Consider the following 20117-nt stretch of genomic DNA (forward strand, 5'->3'; position numbering starts at 1 on the left):
ATGAGGAGAATCGATAGATGAAAGCAGTCATTGTCGGCGCGACCGGCGCCGTAGGCAGGGACCTTCTGGATCTCCTGCTCCGGGACAAACGTTACGATGAGGTGCGCACCTTTACGCGCCGTGAAGTACGGGCGGAAGACCCCGCCCACAAGCTCCGTTCCTACGTGGTGGATTTTGAGAAGCCTGAAGGCTGGCAGGACCTCGTCAAAGGCGACGTCATCTTCTCGGCGCTCGGCACCTCGCGCAAGCAGGCGGGCTCGACGGCAGCGCAGCGCCATGTGGACTACGACTACCAGATGATGTTCGCGCGTTTTGCCAAAAAATACGGCATCGCACATATGGTGCTCGTCTCTTCGGTCGGCGCGGACCCGTCCTCGCGCTTCTTCTACCTGCGGCTCAAGGGCGAAGTGGAACGCGATATGGAGGCCCTGGGATTTTCGGCGCTCACGATCATCGAGCCGCCGTCGCTCATCCGCAAGCATGCCAAGCGGCTCATGGAGACGGTTTCCGTCAAGGCCATCCAGGTCCTGAATGCCATTGGCCTCGTGAAGAACATGGCGCCCATCTCGACGAAAGTCGTCGCTTCGTGCATGGCCAATGTTGGCGCCGAAGAGAAACAGGGCGTGCAGCGCATCACCGGGCAGGAAATTCGCTCCTTTGCCTGATTCCATTTTGATTTTTTGACCACTTTGTGACCGAGTAACGGAGACAAAGTGGTCTTTCTGATACAATGAAGTCAACAAAGCAAGGAACGCGACAGCGGGAGGGATTGAAATGGCAAAGGAAACGGTAGCAAAAGACGTAGTAATCATCGGTGCGGGCATGGCCGGGCTGACGGCGGCGCTCTACGCAGGCCGCTCGAATCTCAGCACGATCGTGCTCGAGAATGAGCTTGTGGGCGGGCAGATCGCCAATGCCGCAGGCATTGAGAACTATCCGGGCTTCATGAGCGTCAAGGGCGGTGACCTCATGGCGACGGTACAGGCACAGGCCGAGGCCGTCGGCGTTGTGGTCGATGAATTTGACCTCGTGAAGCGCGTGGATCTCACGGCCGTCCCCAAGATCGTCGAGACGGAAGAACATATCTACGAGACCAAAACGGTCATCCTGGCCACGGGCATGAAGCGCCGCAAGATGCCGCTGCCGGAGGCTGCACGCTATGAGGATCGCGGCATCCATTACTGCGAACTCTGCGACGGCCATATGTATCAGGACAAGGTGATCGTCGTCATGGGTGGCGGCAATGCAGCCGTCGACGCGGCCAACTACCTGACGCGCTATGCGAAGAAGCTCTATCTCATCCACCGCTCGGATCTCCGGGCTGATGAAGTGTCCCAGAAACGCCTTTATGCCAATCCTGCCGTCACGGTCATGCTGCAGACGGAAATCACGGCGCTTGCCGGTGAGAACCGCCTCGAGGCCATTCAGGTCCTGCACAAAGATACGGGCAAGAGCGAGGAACTGCCGGCCGATGCGATTTTTGTCAACATCGGCGTCGTGCCGAATACCGAACTCTTCCGCGGGCAGATTCGCCTGACGGAGAGCGGCCGCATCCCTGCCGGCGAGGACTGCCGCACGGAAATCCCGGGCGTCTTCGCTGCCGGCGATGTGCGCGAGAAGGAAATCCGCCAGCTCACAACGGCCGCAGCCGACGGCACGACAGCTGCCCTGCTGGCCGAACGCTACATTCGTCAGCTTGAGGACTGAGCCGTTTCCCGTCCCTCCATGTAAAACGATTTGATTTCTGATAAGGAGTGTTCTCTTATGGTAAAAGTTTATTCGATCACGACCTGCCCCTGGTGCGATAAGGTCAAGAAATATCTCAAATCCCGTCATGTGGAGTTTGAGGAGCACAACATCGAGCTCAGCGACAAGGACCGCGATGAATGCTACAAGATCTCCGGCGACCTCGTCGTGCCGGTCACGACCGTCAACGGCAAGGATTTCGTCGTGAGCTTTGATAAAGCCAAGCTCGATGCCCTGCTCGGACTCTGATACCATATCTCTTCCTGTCACCGGCTGCTCGTCAGCCGGTTTTTCTGATGCTCAAAATTTTCAGTGCAAAAGATGTTCGGATACCGTATAATGGATAGAGCGTTACGAAAGCGAAAACATTTGCTCCATGGCAAGATGAGCAAGACGATAGAGGTAGAGGATATGAGCAGGATTTTCAGGGGACTTGGCAGGAAGCTCCGGGACCAGGCGGCTCAGGGCATTGTCGAGTATGCGCTGATACTGGCCTTCGTGGTCGGCGTGGCCGCGGCAATCTTTGCCAACGGCGGCCTGGCGGATGCCATTGGGGAGGCGTACTTCCAGGTATCGGAAGTCATCAGCAATGCAATCAATGGCTCCAACGAAGCCAAACAGCAGCGCATCCAGGACCGCTTGGACAAGGCTTTGCGCGAAGCCATCAAGAATGGCAATATCGTGATGGACTCAGGGGCATGGATTGAGATTGATGTTCAGCAAGACAAAAATAAAAAGGGGAATTATGTCGATGGCGGTTCAAGCGCAGCATCTCCAGGAAAGTCGTCTTCGGTAAAGGTCAAAGGGAAGGATTATATGGCTGCAGGCGGATTTGAAGGCCTCTGGCAGTCAACTTCACTCAAGATGTACGAAATGAACATCGAGCAGGAAAGCGGCTGGGCCGGTGTCCGTATCGTATCGAACGGCAATGGTTCCTATACATCGTATTATTATCGTGGCGATGCTTCTACGGTTCAAAATCAAAAGCAGAGCGGTATAGATTATACCAATACCAGCAGCATGAATACAGGCAACCGAATGGATGGTACACCCTTGAAGGTGTGGGAGGATACCTGGACGAAATAAACTCCTGTTTATCCGCAACATAATGATAACAGGAAGTGCTTGCTATTTTTTCACCCTTTTGCTACAATAAACAAGAACAAACACAATATGACGATTTCACTAGGGGAGCCGCTTGCGGCTGAGAGGATTTTCCGACCCTTGGAACCTGTTGGGGTAATACCTGCGTAGGGAAGTGACAAAAGCAAATTTTGCCGTCCGGTACGCCGGGCGGCTTTTATTTTTAGGAGGAATAGCCATGTCGACACAAATGCAGCAGGCCCGTGAAGGCCGCATCACCGATGCCATGAAGATCGTGGCCGAGGAAGAGAAGATTCCGGTGGAAACCATCCGCGAACGCGTGGCCAACGGCACGATTGCCATCTGCGCCAACATCAACCACAAGAACCTGCGCCCGCGCGGCGTCGGCGAGGGCCTGCGCGTCAAGGTCAACGCCAATATCGGCACGTCGAGCACCTTCCCGGACATCGAGCCGGAACTCGAGAAGCTTGACGAAGCCGTACGCTGCGGCGCCGATGCCGTCATGGACCTCTCGACGGGCAACAACATCGACCTTTCGCGCCAGCGCATCATCGAGCATTCACCCATCATGGTCGGCACCGTGCCGCTCTATCAGGCAACGGTGCGCTCCATCCGTGAACACGGCGCCGTTGTCGAGATGACGGATGACGACATCCTCGAGACGATCGAGCAGCAGGCCAAGGACGGCGCGGACTTCATGACGCTCCACTGCGGCGTCACGCGCAGCGCCATCGAGCGCATGCGCCGCCAGGGCCGCATCATGGACATCGTGAGCCGCGGCGGCTCCTTCATCGCCGGCTGGATGCTCCACAACGAGATGGAGAACCCGCTCTACGAGCATTACGACGATATCCTCGACATCTGCGAGAAATACGATGTGACTATCAGCCTAGGCGACGGCATGCGTCCGGGCTGCACGGCCGATGCTACGGACCGCGGCCAGCTCACGGAGCTCATCACGCTCGGCGAGCTCGTCGACCGCGCCTGGAAGCGCGGCGTCCAGGTCATGGTCGAGGGGCCGGGCCATGTTCCCTACGACCAGATTGAGGCGAACATGAAGCTGGAGAAACGCCTCTGCCGTCATGCGCCGTTCTACGTCCTCGGCCCCCTCGTCACGGATATTGCGCCGGGCTACGACCACATCACCGCAGCCATCGGCGGCACGCTCGCAGCCGTTTCGGGCGCGGATTTCCTCTGCTATGTGACGCCGGCGGAGCATCTGGCCCTGCCGACGATTGAGGATGTCCATGCTGGCGTCATCACGACGCGCATCGCCGCACATGCTGCTGACCTCGTGCGCGGCGTGCCCGGTGCGCGTGAATGGGACCGCGAGATGGCAAAGGCCCGCAAGGTGCTCGACTGGAACCGTCAGATGGAACTCGCCATCGACCCGGACCTTGCCAAGAAGAAACGCGGTGCGCGCAATCCGGCTGATGAAGGCGCCTGCTCGATGTGCGGCGATTACTGTGCCGTGGAGATCATCAACAAGTATTTTGACAAGCCGGACTGCCCGTGCCAGGACTGAGCAAGCGGAGCTTTTCAGGAAATTCTGCAAAAAACATCGGCAGGAAGAAGGATTTTGACCGCTCTGGCTCGAAATATTCCTTGTAAAATGAAATCAAACCTAGATTGGAGGTTTTATTATGGGGAAGATACAGAAAATCCTTGTACCGGTTGATGGTTCGGTCAATGGCTGCAAAGCAGTAGATGAGGCAATCTTCTTTGCGGAGAAGTGCAAGGCAGATCTCGACTTTGTCTATGTAGCCAGCAACATCAATAAGGACATCCCGAGTCATATCGTCTTCGACCGCATCTGGGAGAAACTGCCGGATGACATCAAGGCCTCGAAGCATGTCGAGACGGGCAATATCCCGAAGGCCATCCTGCGCGTGGCAGGTGAGGAGCACAGCGACCTCATCATCATGGGCAGCCGCGGCCTGGGGCTGTTCAAAGGCGCGCTGATCGGCAGCGTCAGTCAGAAGGTCGTCGAAGAATCGCCAATCCCGGTCATGGTCATCAAATGAGTTTGTGACAGCCGGCATCCATGTATGGGGCATAGGGCTGCCGCACGAAGCATTCGTGTTTCGTGCGGCAGTCTTTTTTTATGCACAAAAAGGGGGCACAGTCGCTGTATGTATATGTTTCTAACGGTTTTTGTAAAGGGCAGTTCTTGACAAACGGATTTTCCTATAGTATCATAAATATATTATAGTTAAACATACTTGTTTAGTATGTTTTAATCACCGATAGAAAGAAGAGGCGATCAGAATGGCAGGCCGTAAACTGCAGCCGGGGGAAATCCCAGCGCTTGCTATGGAATACATCCTTCATGGACTCAGGAACATCTGTTACGGGGAAATCATCCTCGTGGCTCAGGATGGCGTGCTCATGCAGGTGGAGTGGAATGAGAAACGGCGCCTCGATTGCTGGCAGGACGCCGGCGCAGGGACGTGCCCGTATTCGCCGGCGGCCCTGCAGGAGATTGCCGCTCGTATCCGCAAGGAATTCGGCCTGCTACAGTACGGCAAGCTCGTGCTCGTCATCCGTCATGGGCGGCTGCTGCAGATCGAACGCACGGAGAAGCAGCGCTTCACAGGTCTCGACGGCGAAGGCATCTGAGGCCGGCTGGTTTTCCAAAATCATAAAAAGGACTGCGGCATGGCAGTCCTTTTTTCGTATGAGACGGTTCCGTTTCAGTTTTTAGTGCTGTCGTCGCCGTGCGTCTTGCTGAGCCAGCGCGACGTCTTGAGGCGTTTCTGGGTTTCCTGGCGGTCCTTGTAGATATCCTCAATGACAAGCTTGCAGATGACGATGAATGGTACGGCGAGGAACATGCCGGCCGGGCCGAGCAGCTCACCGCCGAGCACGATGCCGAGGATGATAGCCACGGGATGCAGGTCGAGCGACTTGCCGATGAGCGTCGGATAGACGATGTTGTGGTTGAGCTGCGTCAGGATCAGGTAGAAGCCGGCCGTCTGGATGGCAATCCAGGGATCGACCGTGGCCGTCAGCAGGACACCGAAGGCCGAAGCGACAGTCGGGCCGAGCACCGGAACGAATTCGCTGATGCCCGACACCATGGCGAAGACCGACGCATACGGCAGGTCGCGCGCAGTGTAATAAATCAGGACAATCGTGGCCGTGATGGAGCAGATGACGAGCTGGCTGCAGATGTAGATGCGCAGCGAGGACAGGATGCGGTTGAAGAGCGCGAGCACGCGGCTGTAATCGCGCCGTGGGAACAGACTCGCGCAGTACGCCTTGATGTCGTCGCCGTCCTTCAGCAGGTAGAACGTCACGAAGAAGATGATGACCATGTCGATGAATTTATTGAAGATCGACAGCAAGATGGTCAGCGAGGACTTCAGGGCATCGACACTCGCTGTCTTGAGCTCCTCCCAGAGCTGGTCGAGCTCATTCGTCAGATAGGCATTGTTCTGCAGGAATGGTGCTTCCTGCAGCTTTTCGGTGATCTGTGGGAAATCGGTGACGAAGCGTGTAAACGTCGGGATGAAAGTGCTCGACACCAGCACGAGCAGCCCGGCGGCCACCAGCACGAAGCCGATGAGCACAATGGCTGCCGCAAGCCCGCGGTTCAGTTTATGCTCGAGCCGGTCGACGAGCGGCGTCAGGAGAAGCTGCAGGAGCATCGAGATAAAGATGATGAAGGCGAGCTGCGGCAGGAACCAGAACGTAGACAGAAGGATCGTGAAGGTGATGCCCAGCAGGATGGATGTTCGATAAGTCTTTAGGTGCATAGTACAGTTCCTTTTTTAAATACGGTATCAGCAGATGGATGGGCGGCCGCTGTGCGGGGCCGCAAGATGAGTCCATCAAAATTATATCACATCGTCACCTTGGGTAAAAGCAGGGGAAATGCCGCATGGCAGAAGCGGGTGAAAAAATGAATTTATTTTTAAAAAGTGTGTTGACAATATCCGCATAGTACCGTATAATAATATCTGTCGTTAAGCGAAACGACAAACAAAACACCTTCGGGGGCATAGCTCAGCTGGGAGAGCGCTTGCATGGCATGCAAGAGGTCAGGAGTTCGATCCTCCTTGTCTCCACCATTGAAAGCAAAGGACTGGAAAGAATCTTAATGATTCGAACCAGTCCTATTTTTGTGCTGCTTTGCATTATACTTTGCAAAAAGGTACAGCGCGAATATGGATAGGATTACAATTGACATATAAATTTTTATACAAATTGATTGTTTGAATAAAATATTATATAATAAAACAGGAAGAGGAAAAGGAAGGTGAATGCCATGCATCCGTTGTTGAAACGATATATTCCCCTGGCTGATATGCTGGCCTCTACATTTGGGGAGGATTGTGAAGTTGTTTTACATGATCTTGCCGTTCCGGAACATTCGGTGGTTTATGTAGCCAATGGCCAGGTGACGGGACGCTGTATCGGACAGGGGATTGAGCACCTGGTGCGAGAGGTCATGCAGGCGGACGGTCCCGAACAGGATTATGCAGTCAATGATTATTTTCATAAGCATGGCCATTTGATCCGTTCGTCTTCGCTGTTCATTCGCGATGACGAGGACTGTCTGATTGGAGCCATGTGCATCAATCTGGACACGACAAAGATCCAGCAGCAGATTGCGTTCTTGCAGTCCTTGATGCCCGCACCGCCGGCACCTTCGGCTGCACATGACGACAAAAAAGTCAGCCGGGTCGAGGATATGGTCATGTCGCTCGTGGATAATATCCTCGCTGGCTGCGATGTGAGATTGCTGACAAGGGAAGAACGAATGGAGAAGATACGCTTTATGCAGAAGCGAGGCATCTTTCAGGTGAAGGGCAGTATCGAGCAGGTCGCCAAGCGTCTGGGCATCACGAAAGTCACGGTTTACAGCTACCTAGACGAACTTCGCAAAAAAGAACAGACCGCAGGGCGTTAAATTTTTACCTTTGCTATATAATATTTTATATATAAAATATTTTTTTCTATCAGGAGGGCTGCTTTATGTATTATACCGATCTGGATACTCCGTCCTTGCTTATTGATGAGCAGAAATTGCGCAAAAATCTAGCGGATATGCAGGCGTATGCCGATGAACATCATGTGAACTTACGTCCGCATACAAAAACGCATAAGATGCCGGCCATTGCGCAGATGCAGATGGAGCAGGGGGCTTGCGGCATTGCTGTGGCAAAAGTGGGGGAAGCGGAAGAAATGGCGAAGGCCGGCTTGCGCGATATCCTGATTGCCAACGAAATCGTGGGCGTGCTGAAATGGAAGCGTATTGCAGCACTGGCGAAAGCAGGATGCCAGATTTCTTTTGGAGTAGATGCGCCTTGTCAGGTGACCGGAGCAGAAGCTGTCTTTGCAGAAGCCGGTGTGACGGTTTCCGTTCAAATCGAGATAGAGGTCGGAGAAGAACGTTCTGGGATTATCGATGACAAGGATTTTCTGGCTCTGCTGGCCACCATCCGCTCTTGTCCGCATATTCGGTTTAAAGGGCTGTTTTCTCATGATGGCAATACGTATCGGGCAAAAGACCTGGACGAATGTAAGGCACTAGCGGCAAGCGCGCAGAAGCGGACGGTGTATTTTGCCGATCTGGCGCATGAACAGGGCATGGATTGCGAGGTCGTCAGCTACGGTGCGACGCCGACGTTCATGAATCATATTGATATCCTGCCCGGCATTACCGAACTTCGTCCTGGCACATATGTCTTGATGGATGCAGCGCAGGGAAATGCGATCCAGGACTGGTCGCGTTGTGCGGCGACCGTGCTGGCTACCGTAATAAGCAAGCCGACGGCTGTACGCACTATCTTGGATGTTGGTGCCAAGGGGTTGACAAAGGAAACGCGCACTGAGGGAATCTGTTCCACGAAAGGCATGGGGATCCTGTATGAATACCCCGAGGTTTCCATTGATGCTTTGTTTGATGAACATGCCATCATCCTCAATCGTGATTTTCATGATCGTGTCGAGATTGGCGACAAGGTACGCATCATTCCCGTCCATATCTGTCCAGTCTGCAATCTATACGATGAAGCGGCCTTGCTTGATGGTGAGGAGGTCAAAGCAATCCTGCCCATTTCCTGCCGTGGAAAAATCCAGTAACCCCAAGCTGGCAGAATAAAGCAAGCGTGGATCATGGTAACGGAGGTCAATATCATGAAATTTATTGAAAAGCCTGAGGGTTCTAGGAATAAAGGTCATTATTCTCCTGGTGTCATCATGAACAACATCTTATATGTGTCCGGGCAACTGCCGCTTGAGCCGGCAACAGGGCGTGTGGTGGCAGGAGACGTGCAGGCCCAGACAAAATGTGCCTTGCAGCATGTGGAAGCCGTATTGGAACGCGCCGGATGCAGTAAAGAAGATGTAGGTCTTTGCCGGATTTATCTGGCAGATATATCACTGTGGGACCAGGTCAACGCTGTTTATGCGGATTTCTTTGGCTCGCATATGCCGGCCCGCGTCGTGGTTCCTACCCGCACGCTCCATTTTGGTGCGCTTGTCGAGATTGAAGCCATGGCGGAACTACCTGATGAAAATCGTTGAGGAGGGTTAGTGATGAAATTCGTTTGTACGGTCTGCGGACACGAAGAAGACACGGATACTCGTAAACCCAAATGTGATTGTGGCGGACTTTGGGAACTATCCTACACACCACCTAAATTTTCTTTGGCGGAGGTTGACCGGGATACCTGGAGCATATTCCGTTATCGGAAGTTCATGGCCATGGCAGATGATACCTGGCGGGACATTACTTTAGGAGAGGGTATGACGCCGATTATACCGTTCCGGGATGGTGTTTGGCTCAAGATGGACTACTTCATGCCGACGCTTTCCTTCAAGGATCGCGGTGCTGCGGTACTGATTGCCCATGCCAAATCCATCGGCGTCAAGCGCGTGATTCAGGATAGCAGTGGCAATGCGGGCAATAGCGTAGCCGCTTACTGTGGGAGAGCCGGCATTGCCTGTGATATTTTTGTGCCGGAAGGGACATCAGATAAAAAAATCCGTATGATTGAGGCACATGGGGCAACGGCACATATCATTCCAGGAAATCGCGATCACTGTGCAGATGTTTGCCGCACAACAGCGCGCGAGGAACACCTTTATTATGCGAATCATGTATATAACCCGTTTTTTTATGAAGGAACCAAGACATATATCTACGAAACATACGAGCAGCTGCATCGTATCCCCAAACATATTTTTATTCCAGTGGGCAATGGTACCTTGTTCCTGGGCATTGTCAAAGGGCTGGAACATCTATTGCAAAGCGGAGTCATTGCGCAGATGCCACAACTTTACCTTGTTCAGAGTGAGCGCTGTCAGCCGTTGCTCAAGGCCATGGAACAACATGCTCTGCAAATCCATCCGGAGAAGCCCGCTGCTACCATGGCAGAAGGCATTGCGATTGGACTGCCTATGCGCGGCACTGAGATCTTATCCTATGCGTATCGTTATGGTGTCAAAGGCGTGGCCATCCCCGAGGAAAAAATCCTTTCTGCGCGCAGCATGCTGGCCAGACAGGGAATTTACTGTGAACACACGACGGCTGCCGTTTACGCGGGGTATGAAGCGTATTGCCGGGCGCATGGCCCAGTTTCGGATGTGCTGATTTCCATGTGCGGCGCCGGGCTTAAATCGGATCATGGCTGAGGGAAATAGGGGGCGTTTACCGCTTCTTGTGCAGTTTTATCTGCTCCATGTCGTGGTAGAAGCCCTTGATGGTATCCTCAATGACTTCCTGGAAATCGTCATCGTTGAATTCGACGAAATCGTGGCGGCCGGCGAAGACGCGCTGGAGCTTGGCCCGATAATTCATGACATAGCGGCAGTTCTCGCCGCCGCGCTTGAGCGCTGTGTTGCAGTCGGCAATGGCCTTGCGCGTGGAACCACGGAAGCCTTTGGCGATGGACCGCACGTAATAGGCAGGCCAGTAACGGCCGTTCAGGCGCAAGGCCTGGTCGGCCAGGGCCTCGGCGCCGTAATAGTCCCGTGTGGAAAGCGTCTGCAAGGCCTCGATGGTGTAGTAAAGGGGGTCATTGGGCGCAATCTCCATGGCTTTGTCCAGGTCGCGCTGGAACTGCGCGGAGCCGTTGTACAGGTCGAGCAGCGCCATGCGTCCGTAGATATCGGCCGGGACAATGCCGTTGCGCTGATTGGCAAAATCGGCGAATTCCTTGTGGATTACAGCGGCATACTGCGGATTCTGGCGGAATTTCTGCAATTCCTCGTTCACGAGGAGCGACGCATAGGGATCATTGCCGGATTTCTGCATTTTCCGGTTCAGGTTATCGCGGTTCTTTTCCTTTTCCTGTGCCAGCTGCGTCTGGAGGTCCTTAATCTTGTCATTGGCGTCGATGCGCTTCTGGAAATCCGCATCGTCAATGGTGGCCTCAATCGACGCATGGATGACGAGCGTGTTGTTGCGGTAATCCTGCGTGTACTGGCAGTCCTTGACCTGCATGGTCTGGATGCTGATGACTTCCACCTGATCATCCGTCAGCTTCAGATTCCTGATTTTCGAGTAAGAGCGCACGTAAACACCGGCTTGTTCCGCAGCGTTGCGCATGGCGTCTTTGCGGGCGCCTTCCTTGGCTGCGGCGATGCTGTCGTTTTCGCCCATCTGGTAGACACCCGTCGCCTGTATGGTCTGCGTCCTGGCCAAAGCCATGGGGGAGCTGAGCAGCAGGCTGCAGCAGAGCAGCGCGCCGCATTTTGTTTTCGATAGCATGAGGAGACACTTCCTTATCCCAATATACGTCAATTATATCACATCCATTCGACAACAGCAGGGATGATGGATTTTATAAGCCGTAAGCTGCGAATCTGTGTTAAAATACAGGTAGGAAAAAGATGTTGGAGGTGTTTTTATGGACAAGTTGTATTTCACCATTACGGGAACGAAATATCGCTTTGGCACGGCATTCATGAAGCCGGAGATGAAAGTCACATTGAAAAAAGAACCCGACAACGAATACGATCCAGAAGCCATCTGCGTAAGCATGGAGGGATTGGGCAAGGTCGGCTATGTCGCCAATAGTCCTCATACAATACAGGGGAAAAGCCTGAGTGCCGGCAGATTGTACGATAAAATCGGCGATGAGGCAAACGGAACCATCCTGTACGTGCTGCCAGAAGGCGTTCTGTGTGCAGTTGATGAAGCGTCCATTCTGCATAGGGAAGAGCTCGGTCGGGATTGACCTTCTCCGATGAATGAACAACAAATTAGGGTAGTATGATTGTAGGCATTACTGCTTTCAACATCTAGATAAAGAATAATCAGAAGAATATTTATATTTTGATTTAATTCCCTCCAATAACTATCGTATAATAATAGTTATTGGAGGGAATATTATGATACAGACAATAGAGGTTTTGTTATTCCAATAGGGGCCATTTTATGTGCCGTTTGCTTCGGCGCTTTCTGCGTATGGTATGATCCCGGAAGGTGTCTATGACCGTACTTCTACCACGCAGCATCGGATGTTCTACGGCTGGCCGGGACCGGAGTACTGGCAGACGGCAGATTGAGAGGGGGCAAATATAAAAAGCGGCTGGTATGTCGTCTTGGAACCGACCATTTTATCTTATGAACGGAGTATCATGATAAATGGCAATGAAATTACAGGAGTTCTTGTCAAAGGAGTGATGATGAACATTATGTTTCGGGAAGCAATGATCAAATTTCTCATAGTCTTGCTGTTGCCACCTGGCCTCTTTTGCGTTACGGTCTGGGCTATTATTAAGCGAGCGTGTGGCCAGGACTTGCATTGGCATCGATTCGGGATACACATTGATGTAACGTGGCAATGAGAACGCGTTGTATTGACGGGAGGCGATAGTATGTGGCGAGCAAAGCTGCAGTTTGAAATCTATCGGTTTCAGGATGATGACGGCAACGTCATCTTGAAAGCTGTGAATCGAAACTATGCGCAATTCCTTTTGCAGGCATTCCGTGATGCTGGACTGGACGTGGATGCTGGTTTGTTCCTGGACGCAGAGAATACGCTGCGCCTGCGCTGTTTGCCGGAGCCTGCCCGCATGTATTTTCAACAGGAACAGCGGGAACACCGGGTGGACTGGTACAGGGTCCTGATGGCTGATATGAAAGAGTGCCTGGCATCGGACCGTTTTGAGGATGAGGAGACGATGGCAGCGGCTTACGAGCGTTTGTTTCCAAAAGAATACTGGCCGTATTTTGAAGTCATGGTGCGTTATGCGTATCGTCGTTTTTATCGCGGCATCACAGCAGGAACGTCATGGCAGCAGGACTTTTATGATATGACGAACGGGCGGTGCCTGCGTATCTGCCGCTGTTATGATGAGGTTTGTCAATCTTTGCTCGAGCAGGCCTGGCAGAAGGAATATCCTCATGGCAGCTTTGCCTGGCTGGATACTTCGACGAATGATACGGCTCTGCAGGACGAGCAGATGCTCGCGCTCATCCTGCCAGGCGAAGATGAGCGGGCGAAGGAGTTTTATCAGGAATTGCTCCGCTGGGTACAGAAAAACAAAAAGAAGTACCATTCAATCCTGTCATTGCAATCGGCCTTTGATGAGCAGGCCGCTATCCTTGCGTATGACTTGGATTTTCCTGATTTTAACGCTGTTGCTGCGAAAGCCTGGATGCGGATTTTTGCCTTATATCAGGAAAAACAGAATGAGGAGAAAGTCCATCATGTACGCACATCCAAATTACGGGAACAGCTGGAGCATTATTTTAACGTGACGGATCCTGGCATATATCAGCCGGCGAAGACTCCGGATTCTGGGGCCTTGCCTAAGCCAGTCGTGAAAAAGGAAAAAGAAAAGGAAGAGGATGCAATGCCGCAAACGTTTGGTCAGCGCCGCTATTATGCCGTGGCTCGGGGGAAAGTTTGCGGGATTTTCCTGAATGAGGAATTTTACCAGCAGGCTTTGGGCAAAGGTGAGGACTGTGTCAGTGAGATTTTCTATTCGTACAAAGAGGCCAAACGCTGGCTGCGTGAAAAGCGTGAAGAGCTGCGGGCAGACAGAAAAGAAGCTGCTGCCGGGACGCGTGTGCAGCAGTCGCTGCTGGATATCGCGCCGGTTCCCCAAAGAGCGGACGGGGAAGCCGCACTGACGAAGAAGAACATCAGCAGTGACAGGCAGCAGTATCTCTTGGATATCCTTGCGGATATGCCGCTGGGCTCCGAGATTCTGCCTGATGATCGGTACTTGCCGAAAAATGGAACGGCCATGCGGCAGGAGACGCGCGATTTCCTTGCGCATGCCCGTCAGCAGGGCGTCGCGGTCATGGCACGGCTTCAATATTTTGCCAGCCGGAATGACGATGCCAGGCATTCTTCCAAGCAGCTGGCGACGGCATTCCGCAAAGAGAAACAGATCCCGGCGAGCTACAAGCTGCTGCTGCAGGACCTCTTTGCGCAGTTGAATCCATCTCCTGCAGGAAAAGGAGAGGTTCCTGCTATGAAAAAGGAGAAGGAGGATCAGACGGACGCGGAAGAGCAGGCCTTTCTTGAACAGCTGGCGGCAGACCGGACGTATTTCCTGACACTTGCGAGTGACGCGGATGAAGCCGTGAGCCAGGCGGATGCCATGCGCGCGTATGAAGTGTCGCGTCATTGCCCGCTGCGGACGGCAGCGGATGCGTATTTGTTTGCCGCTTCCTTTTCGCTGCTGTTCGCGTATAACGGGCGGCCGCGGCAGCTCCCGCGCTACATGACCTGTATGCTCAACCGTTTGAAGACGGCGCGCTGTATGCGGACGCATGAAGCCATTTACATGTATCGTCAGGATTTTTGCTATGTGGTGGTTTACGGCCTGCGGTTCTGCATTGCCCCGGTCGATCCGGATGATGCGTTTTCTCCACTGGCAGATTTGCTGGCGCAGAGCGAGAAGCTGGATGTCAGTGCATTCCCGCTTCATGTCTGGCAGCGTGCGTTGGCCTGCCAGAAGGCTTGTGGAAACAGCATGGTGACGCAGAACATCGAAACGGCTCTCATCCGGCTGAACGATTTTATCGCGCAGGGGCGCGTCAGTTTGAATGAGAGCGGCTTCCAGTATCTCTGGCAGCCGGATCCACAATTTCGCACGCGGGCGCAGCAGCTGCTGCCGTATCTCGTGTGCGATGCGACGGACCATTCTGTGCTCGGCTGGTTCCGCTGCCGACAGGAAGCGGAGCTCTTCCGGCAGGTGCTCTGCATTTGCCTGCCCGCCAAGCATTGTGATGTCTTGGATGCGGCGGATTATCGCGTTTCGCGGCCTCCATCTTATGGTGTGTATGAGACGAGGGGACAAAGACATCTTCTGATGGCTGCAACACTTGGAGAAGATACCGCCCAGCAGATCCGGGCGGCCTTCAAGATACAGCGCAAGAACCGGGGTTATCGTGTGATCCTGCTCGACCAGGAACGCGAAGCGGCGATTGAAGCGTATTATACCTGTTTTTCCAATGATTTTCTGCATTTGCCGGGGTTCCTTGATGTGAGCCGCAGCCTTTATGAGGAGCTCTATGATTTCGTGTCCGAGCAGGAGCCGAGGCTGGTGAGCGAGCAGTCTGTGCCGGTACTGACAGAACAGTACCGTTCCCTGCTGACGGCTTCTGATCAAGAGGACTGGCCACAGGAAATCGAGGCACTTCTGACGGCTATTGTAAAGCGTGTCCGCTATGAGCGAAATTATAAGCCAGTCCCGTTCACACCTGGACTTGCGGAGAAGGAAACGTGGAGAGCGCAGGCGCGTGCACGCTTCTTTGCCAGCACGGACTCGGCAGATGCGGAGCAGGATGCTGCGAGCGAGCCAAATTCGGCAGCAGAACTTTTGGATGTGCCGGCGGAGCCGGCGCGCGGCAATTCCGGACAGATCGGACAGATTGAACAGACTGAACAGGCTGAGCGGCAGGATGAGTCCGTCTCGAATCCCGCTCTGTCCGTTTTTCGCGGCATCCAGTTTGACAAGCATATTTTCCGTCATGTACCGGCTGCGTATCAGGAGCGGTTCCGGCGGACGTTTGCGAAGCGTCTCATCAAGATGCAGAAGATCTTTTCCGGAGAAGCCCGGGCGGCCGGCAACGATTTCAAGTTCGTGGCAGGCAGGAATAAACGGCGTGTCTTCAAGCGGCGCGTCGGAGATCATCGTCTCAGCATGGTCTATAAAGACGGCATCCTGACGCTCCTGGCTCTGAGCAGCCACGACCGGCAGATGGCGGATATCCGCAAACTTAAGGGCAAGAGCATCGGCTATGTCTACTATGATACGGCGGACTTCCTGCGGCAGCTCTCTTCCTGGCCGGAGCAGGGCAGGAAACACCATCTGTCGTTTGGGGATTATCTGGCGACGCCGACGCATTTTGTCTTCGACGACGATCAGAAAGCGGCGATGGAGAGCGCCAAACGTGCTGAGAATCTCTCGGTCATCGGCAATGCCGGCGCGGGCAAGTCGGTCATCGGGCTCAAGTGGCTGCGCCAGGAGCTGCGGCAGCCGCATCACGATGCGCTTTATCTGACGATGTCGGAGAATCTCGTCTACACGCTGTCGTTTGAGTTCGAGAAGGAACAGCTTGAGGACGGCAAGGTCCTGCCTTCCAAGGCTGAGATCCGCACGACGTTTGATTTTCTGCGGGCGGCAGTCAAGGCCATCCATCCGGAAATCCCCGAAACGCAGCTCTTGAACGCGGCGCAGAGCTACGAGGCCTTTTCCGCTTTCTGGGCCGAGCATGTCGATTGGACGCAGTTCTGGCATCGCAAGGACCCAGACTTTGCCCGGCAGACGGAAGAGATGACGCGGCTCGCGGCTTGGCGGGAGATTCACGGTATCATCAAGGGGGCCGTGCCGGAGGATATCGATTACGGGCGGCTCCGGAAAATACGGGAGGCCTTGTCTCCTGCGGAGTATCAGGACCGGTTGCGCCGGGAGAAGAAGGCCAGCCGGAGCACGGTGCTCTGGGAGACGACGCTCTACCGCGTCTATGAGAGGTATCAGCAGTATCTGCACCGCCATCATCTCTTTGACGACAACGACATGGCCCGGCTGCTGCTTAAGAATACGAAGCACCTCGAGCGTCAATACGGAGCTGTTTTCGTGGATGAATGCCAGGATCTCACACAGAGGGAGCTGCTGGCCATCTTTCATCTGCTCAGCGGCACGCGCCATAAGCGCATGGCTTCTGACCGCTGCCAGATGGTGCAGCCGACGTATTTTGACGAGGGCTGGATGCGCACGACTTCGAACGCGTATGACCGGGCACAGGGACATCATGTGGAGGCCTATGGGCTCCGGCCGCGCTTTTTGCATTACAATTATCGCTCGAGCCGCAGCATCATCGACTTCCAGAATTATCTGGTCCGGTATTTCCGCACGGCAGGACTTTTGACGCTGCGTCAGGACGAGATGCATGAAATCACGGTGCCGCCCATGACCATGCAGGGCATGCGGCCCGTCTGGGTGGCCGCCGGCGAGAAGAACCGGCGGCTCCTGATTGATGAGCTCTGGCGCAAGACGCCGCAGAGTGATCTGCAGACCATCTTTGCCTTTGAGGGGGCCCGCGGCAGGCAGGATTTCCCGCTGACGGAGGAGGATGCCGTGACCGATATCCTCCACTGCAAGGGCATGGAGTATCCTTCGGTGCTGCTCTACGATGTGCTTTCGGAGACGGGAGGCAATCCGGCGATGGCATGGAAGTATTTCTATGTCGGCGCCACGCGCAGCAATGCCTGCCTGATCATCTATGAGGATGAGGCTGTTCCGGGCACGACAATCTATGAGTTCCTCGAAGATGCTGTCTGTGAAGGCCTCATCGATTATGCGGATAACCTCACGGGCAAGGCGGATTATGGTGAAATGACCTGGCTCGGCTATCTGTATCAGGGCGTCCGCGAGAATGTGGCGGAAAACCGGCTGGAGACGGCCGAGCATGCCCTGAATTTCGGTCAGTACGACCTGGCCCTGCGTATTTACGAGGCCGAAGGACGCGACGCCAATATGATTGCCTATTGCCGCGGCCGCCTGCTCGAAAGCCGCGGGGCGTATGCCGCGGCCCTGCGGGCGTATGCGGGGATCGCTGCCGACTGGTCGGATCATGGCCGCACGCGCTGTCATGCACCGGAAACGATGATGGCGCGCCCGGATATCGCCGGCGGTGAATTTCTGGCGGCCTACGCGCTTACCGGCAGGGCCGGCAAGGATTTCATCACCGCAGCGCAGCAGGCCTGGCGCTATAAATACGGCATGGGCGAGGAGCAGGGCAGCAAGGATGCCGCGAACTTCTATGAGGCCCTGTTCGAAGGCCTCCGGGTGTATCCATGGCTGCAGACATCCCTCGCTGGCTGGGCGGCCAATGCCGCGCAGCGGATCCAGTCGGATTACCGGCAGGTGCATCAGGCCGTCTGTCAGTGGCCGCTGCATGAAGCAGAATAAGAGAAAGGAAATGCCATATGTCAATGGATTTGGACAGCAAAGAAGAACTCAGCCGCGTCTGCGAAACAATTATCGGCTATCAGAAGGGGCTGGAGGACATTGAGAAATACATCAGCCGACTCAATCAGTATGTATCTGGACTCGATGCGGATCTCAAGGCATCTGACCCCGCGGGAACATTTGCCGCCTATGGGCAATCGCTTGAAGAACTGCAGAAACAGGTCGAGGCAGTCAAGGCCTTGACGGAAGCGATGCGCGACGGCCAGCACGGGCTCATCGCCGAGTCGCGCGTCATCAGCCGTTTCAACGAGCGCGTCGAGCGCTTCGAACTCGCCATGAAATCCTTCAACCAGCGTGTAGACAGCCTGAGCCAGAAGCTCTACAACAAGGATTTCAACAATGCCATCAAGGCAATGCACACCATCGCGGAGGACAGCCGGCAGTCGGCGACATATGAATACCGTCATGTGACCGATCACGACTATGAGATCCTTCGGCATGAATACGAATCGTCGCTGCAAAAATGCCGGCAGAAGGGCGTGGTCAGGCGGTATCTCGCCGCGATGACCGAAGCCCTTGTCGATACGCGGCTCAAGCGGGAAGAGTTTGAATCCCTGCAGCGCCTGACCGAAAAAATGCTGCACAGCGACAGCAGGGCACTGAAGGCGTTCCTGCAGGATGTGCAGCAGGAATGAGAAGATAAAATGGCAGCAGCCTGCAGGAAACGCAGGCTGCTGCCATTTTGGTCAGCGGTTCTTGTGCATGACGTATTTGTCGGTGGCGATGTCGAGCATCTCCTGCCAGGAGGAAAATTTCGTGCTTTTCCTGACCCAGGCATCCATCTGCTCCTCGGGCAGAGCCTCGAAATCGCGCTGGCTTTCAATGCCGAATCTGCCGCCTTGCAGGAATTTCTCGAAGGTGCGGAATTTCGTATAGCGGCGCATGAAGGAGGTGTTGAAGACCTCGTCGAAGTCCACGAGTTCCGGCGTGGTCTGGTGCGGGAGCTTATAGTAACCGGTGATCTTGATTGACACGATGATCCTTCTTTCTGATGTTCGGATGTTCGGATGTTCGGATGCAATGCGGAAAACGTTATCATGATCATTGTATCAGAAGTGGCGCATTTCCGCCATTCGCAGACTATGACGGACTGAAAGAGAGAATGAGTCTCTCAAAAGGATTTGACAGTTGTCCGGAAATCATGTAGGCTTAGATTGTATTACTGGATATTCTGTATCCATACCATTCTATACGATTTGATTTTGGAGGGACAGCTTATGAAAAAATCAGCACTGCTGACGGCGGCAATGCTCCTCGTCAGTTCTTCCTGCGCCCTGGCGGCGCCAATCAATCAGATGGCCAATCATGAGACGGCCGTCGGTGTTGGCACGAAAGAGAGCTACATCGAGCATAAAGTCGCGAACAAGGCCACGGTTGGCTTCCAGTATGCAGACCGCGATGAGAAGGGCGACCACAAGGACGCCTATCTGCAGTATGATGTCGTTGGTTCCGAGCTCAAGGTAATCGGTGGTTACCGTTGGAATCTGCCGAACGATAAGGACAATGCCTTTGCCGGTGTTGCAGTCAGCACGCCGAAGATCATGGGCTTTGATGCTTATGCATCGTACGTGTCAGGCAAGGATTTCAATGAGACGCAGGTCGGTGTCAACAAGAACTTACTGCTCAACGTTGATCTCAACGTCAATTATCATAACTTCAAGCCCGATGAGGGCAGCCGTGAAAATGGCGTCGGTGTCGGCGTGACGGTGAAGTTCTGAGTACTTTGGCGACCAGGTCCGGTCTTCATTCCGTGAGGATGGTGGAGGACGGGAAAAGCCGCCGCGTGAAGCAGATGATCTGCTCCGCGCGGCGGCTTT

At 54.2% G+C, this 20117-nt stretch carries 18 protein-coding genes, 1 tRNA gene, 1 pseudogene and 1 riboswitch; of the genes and pseudogenes, 17 read left to right on the forward strand and 3 right to left on the reverse strand.

Annotated elements, in window-relative coordinates:
* Positions 1-17 precede the first annotated feature (17 nt).
* From DWZ54_RS05810 to DWZ54_RS11850, 7 genes and pseudogenes are all read left to right on the forward strand, one after another.
* The gene (locus tag DWZ54_RS05810; protein WP_118474878.1) at positions 18-665 is read left to right on the forward strand and encodes an NAD(P)H-binding protein; all 648 of its coding nucleotides are present in this window, start codon (positions 18-20) and stop codon (positions 663-665) included.
* Between the two features lie 100 nt (positions 666-765).
* Positions 766-1707, forward strand: a pseudogene (locus DWZ54_RS05815) (NAD(P)/FAD-dependent oxidoreductase); the annotation flags it as partial.
* A 57-nt stretch (positions 1708-1764) separates the two neighbouring features.
* The gene (locus tag DWZ54_RS05820) at positions 1765-1995 is read left to right on the forward strand and encodes a glutaredoxin domain-containing protein (protein ID WP_118474880.1); all 231 of its coding nucleotides are present in this window, start codon (positions 1765-1767) and stop codon (positions 1993-1995) included.
* A 162-nt stretch (positions 1996-2157) separates the two neighbouring features.
* On the forward strand, positions 2158-2832 hold the full coding sequence (locus DWZ54_RS11915; RefSeq protein ID WP_199663270.1) for a Flp family type IVb pilin: 675 nt from the start codon (positions 2158-2160) through the stop codon (positions 2830-2832).
* Positions 2833-2923: 91 nt separating this feature from the next.
* Positions 2924-3020, forward strand: a riboswitch (TPP riboswitch).
* Between the two features lie 47 nt (positions 3021-3067).
* The gene (gene thiC / locus DWZ54_RS05830) at positions 3068-4375 is read left to right on the forward strand and encodes a phosphomethylpyrimidine synthase ThiC (protein WP_118474881.1); all 1308 of its coding nucleotides are present in this window, start codon (positions 3068-3070) and stop codon (positions 4373-4375) included.
* Between the two features lie 118 nt (positions 4376-4493).
* Positions 4494-4874, forward strand: a complete 381-nt coding sequence (locus DWZ54_RS05835) for a universal stress protein (RefSeq protein WP_118016326.1) — start codon at positions 4494-4496, stop codon at positions 4872-4874.
* Positions 4875-5118: 244 nt separating this feature from the next.
* Positions 5119-5469, forward strand: coding sequence for a YezD family protein (locus DWZ54_RS11850; RefSeq protein ID WP_158573624.1), 351 nt, complete (start codon positions 5119-5121; stop codon positions 5467-5469).
* 74 nt (positions 5470-5543) lie between these two features.
* Here DWZ54_RS11850 and DWZ54_RS05845 read toward each other — a convergent pair whose 3' ends face one another.
* Positions 5544-6608, reverse strand: a complete 1065-nt coding sequence (locus tag DWZ54_RS05845) for an AI-2E family transporter (protein ID WP_118474882.1) — start codon at positions 6606-6608, stop codon at positions 5544-5546.
* A 239-nt stretch (positions 6609-6847) separates the two neighbouring features.
* Here DWZ54_RS05845 and DWZ54_RS05850 point away from each other — a divergent pair.
* From DWZ54_RS05850 to DWZ54_RS05870, 5 genes are all read left to right on the forward strand, one after another.
* Positions 6848-6923: transfer RNA gene (locus tag DWZ54_RS05850), tRNA-Ala, on the forward strand.
* 197 nt (positions 6924-7120) lie between these two features.
* A complete protein-coding gene (locus DWZ54_RS05855) occupies positions 7121-7765 on the forward strand; it encodes a transcriptional regulator (protein ID WP_118474883.1) in 645 nt (214 codons plus the stop codon).
* Between the two features lie 65 nt (positions 7766-7830).
* The gene (locus DWZ54_RS05860) at positions 7831-8940 is read left to right on the forward strand and encodes an alanine racemase (protein ID WP_118474884.1); all 1110 of its coding nucleotides are present in this window, start codon (positions 7831-7833) and stop codon (positions 8938-8940) included.
* A 54-nt stretch (positions 8941-8994) separates the two neighbouring features.
* Positions 8995-9384 (forward strand): RidA family protein, encoded by a 390-nt coding sequence (locus DWZ54_RS05865; protein ID WP_118016498.1) that lies wholly within the window; start codon positions 8995-8997, stop codon positions 9382-9384.
* A 12-nt stretch (positions 9385-9396) separates the two neighbouring features.
* Positions 9397-10494, forward strand: coding sequence for a threonine synthase (locus tag DWZ54_RS05870; RefSeq protein WP_118474885.1), 1098 nt, complete (start codon positions 9397-9399; stop codon positions 10492-10494).
* Between the two features lie 16 nt (positions 10495-10510).
* Here DWZ54_RS05870 and DWZ54_RS05875 read toward each other — a convergent pair whose 3' ends face one another.
* Positions 10511-11572, reverse strand: coding sequence for a hypothetical protein (locus tag DWZ54_RS05875; protein WP_118474886.1), 1062 nt, complete (start codon positions 11570-11572; stop codon positions 10511-10513).
* A gap of 139 nt (positions 11573-11711) precedes the next feature.
* Here DWZ54_RS05875 and DWZ54_RS05880 point away from each other — a divergent pair, with 139 nt between their 5' ends.
* From DWZ54_RS05880 to DWZ54_RS05895, 4 genes are all read left to right on the forward strand, one after another.
* Positions 11712-12041 (forward strand): HIRAN domain-containing protein, encoded by a 330-nt coding sequence (locus DWZ54_RS05880; RefSeq protein ID WP_118016494.1) that lies wholly within the window; start codon positions 11712-11714, stop codon positions 12039-12041.
* Between the two features lie 202 nt (positions 12042-12243).
* Positions 12244-12372: a hypothetical protein gene (locus tag DWZ54_RS12080; RefSeq protein WP_255418108.1), complete on the forward strand. Its 129-nt coding sequence runs from the start codon at positions 12244-12246 to the stop codon at positions 12370-12372.
* 312 nt (positions 12373-12684) lie between these two features.
* Positions 12685-18240, forward strand: a complete 5556-nt coding sequence (locus tag DWZ54_RS05890) for a UvrD-helicase domain-containing protein (protein WP_118474888.1) — start codon at positions 12685-12687, stop codon at positions 18238-18240.
* Positions 18241-18257: 17 nt separating this feature from the next.
* Entirely contained in the window at positions 18258-18935 is a 678-nt protein-coding gene (locus DWZ54_RS05895; protein WP_147369899.1) for a hypothetical protein, read from the forward strand.
* 51 nt (positions 18936-18986) lie between these two features.
* Here DWZ54_RS05895 and DWZ54_RS05900 read toward each other — a convergent pair whose 3' ends face one another.
* Positions 18987-19274, reverse strand: a complete 288-nt coding sequence (locus DWZ54_RS05900; RefSeq protein ID WP_118015744.1) for a hypothetical protein — start codon at positions 19272-19274, stop codon at positions 18987-18989.
* A gap of 243 nt (positions 19275-19517) precedes the next feature.
* Here DWZ54_RS05900 and DWZ54_RS05905 point away from each other — a divergent pair, with 243 nt between their 5' ends.
* Positions 19518-20018, forward strand: coding sequence for a hypothetical protein (locus tag DWZ54_RS05905; protein WP_118474890.1), 501 nt, complete (start codon positions 19518-19520; stop codon positions 20016-20018).
* The last annotated feature ends 99 nt before the right edge of the window (positions 20019-20117 follow it).

The sequence above is a fragment of the Mitsuokella sp. AF33-22 genome (assembly GCF_003475755.1).
In the GTDB taxonomy this organism is placed as follows: Bacteria; Bacillota; Negativicutes; order Selenomonadales; family Selenomonadaceae; genus Mitsuokella.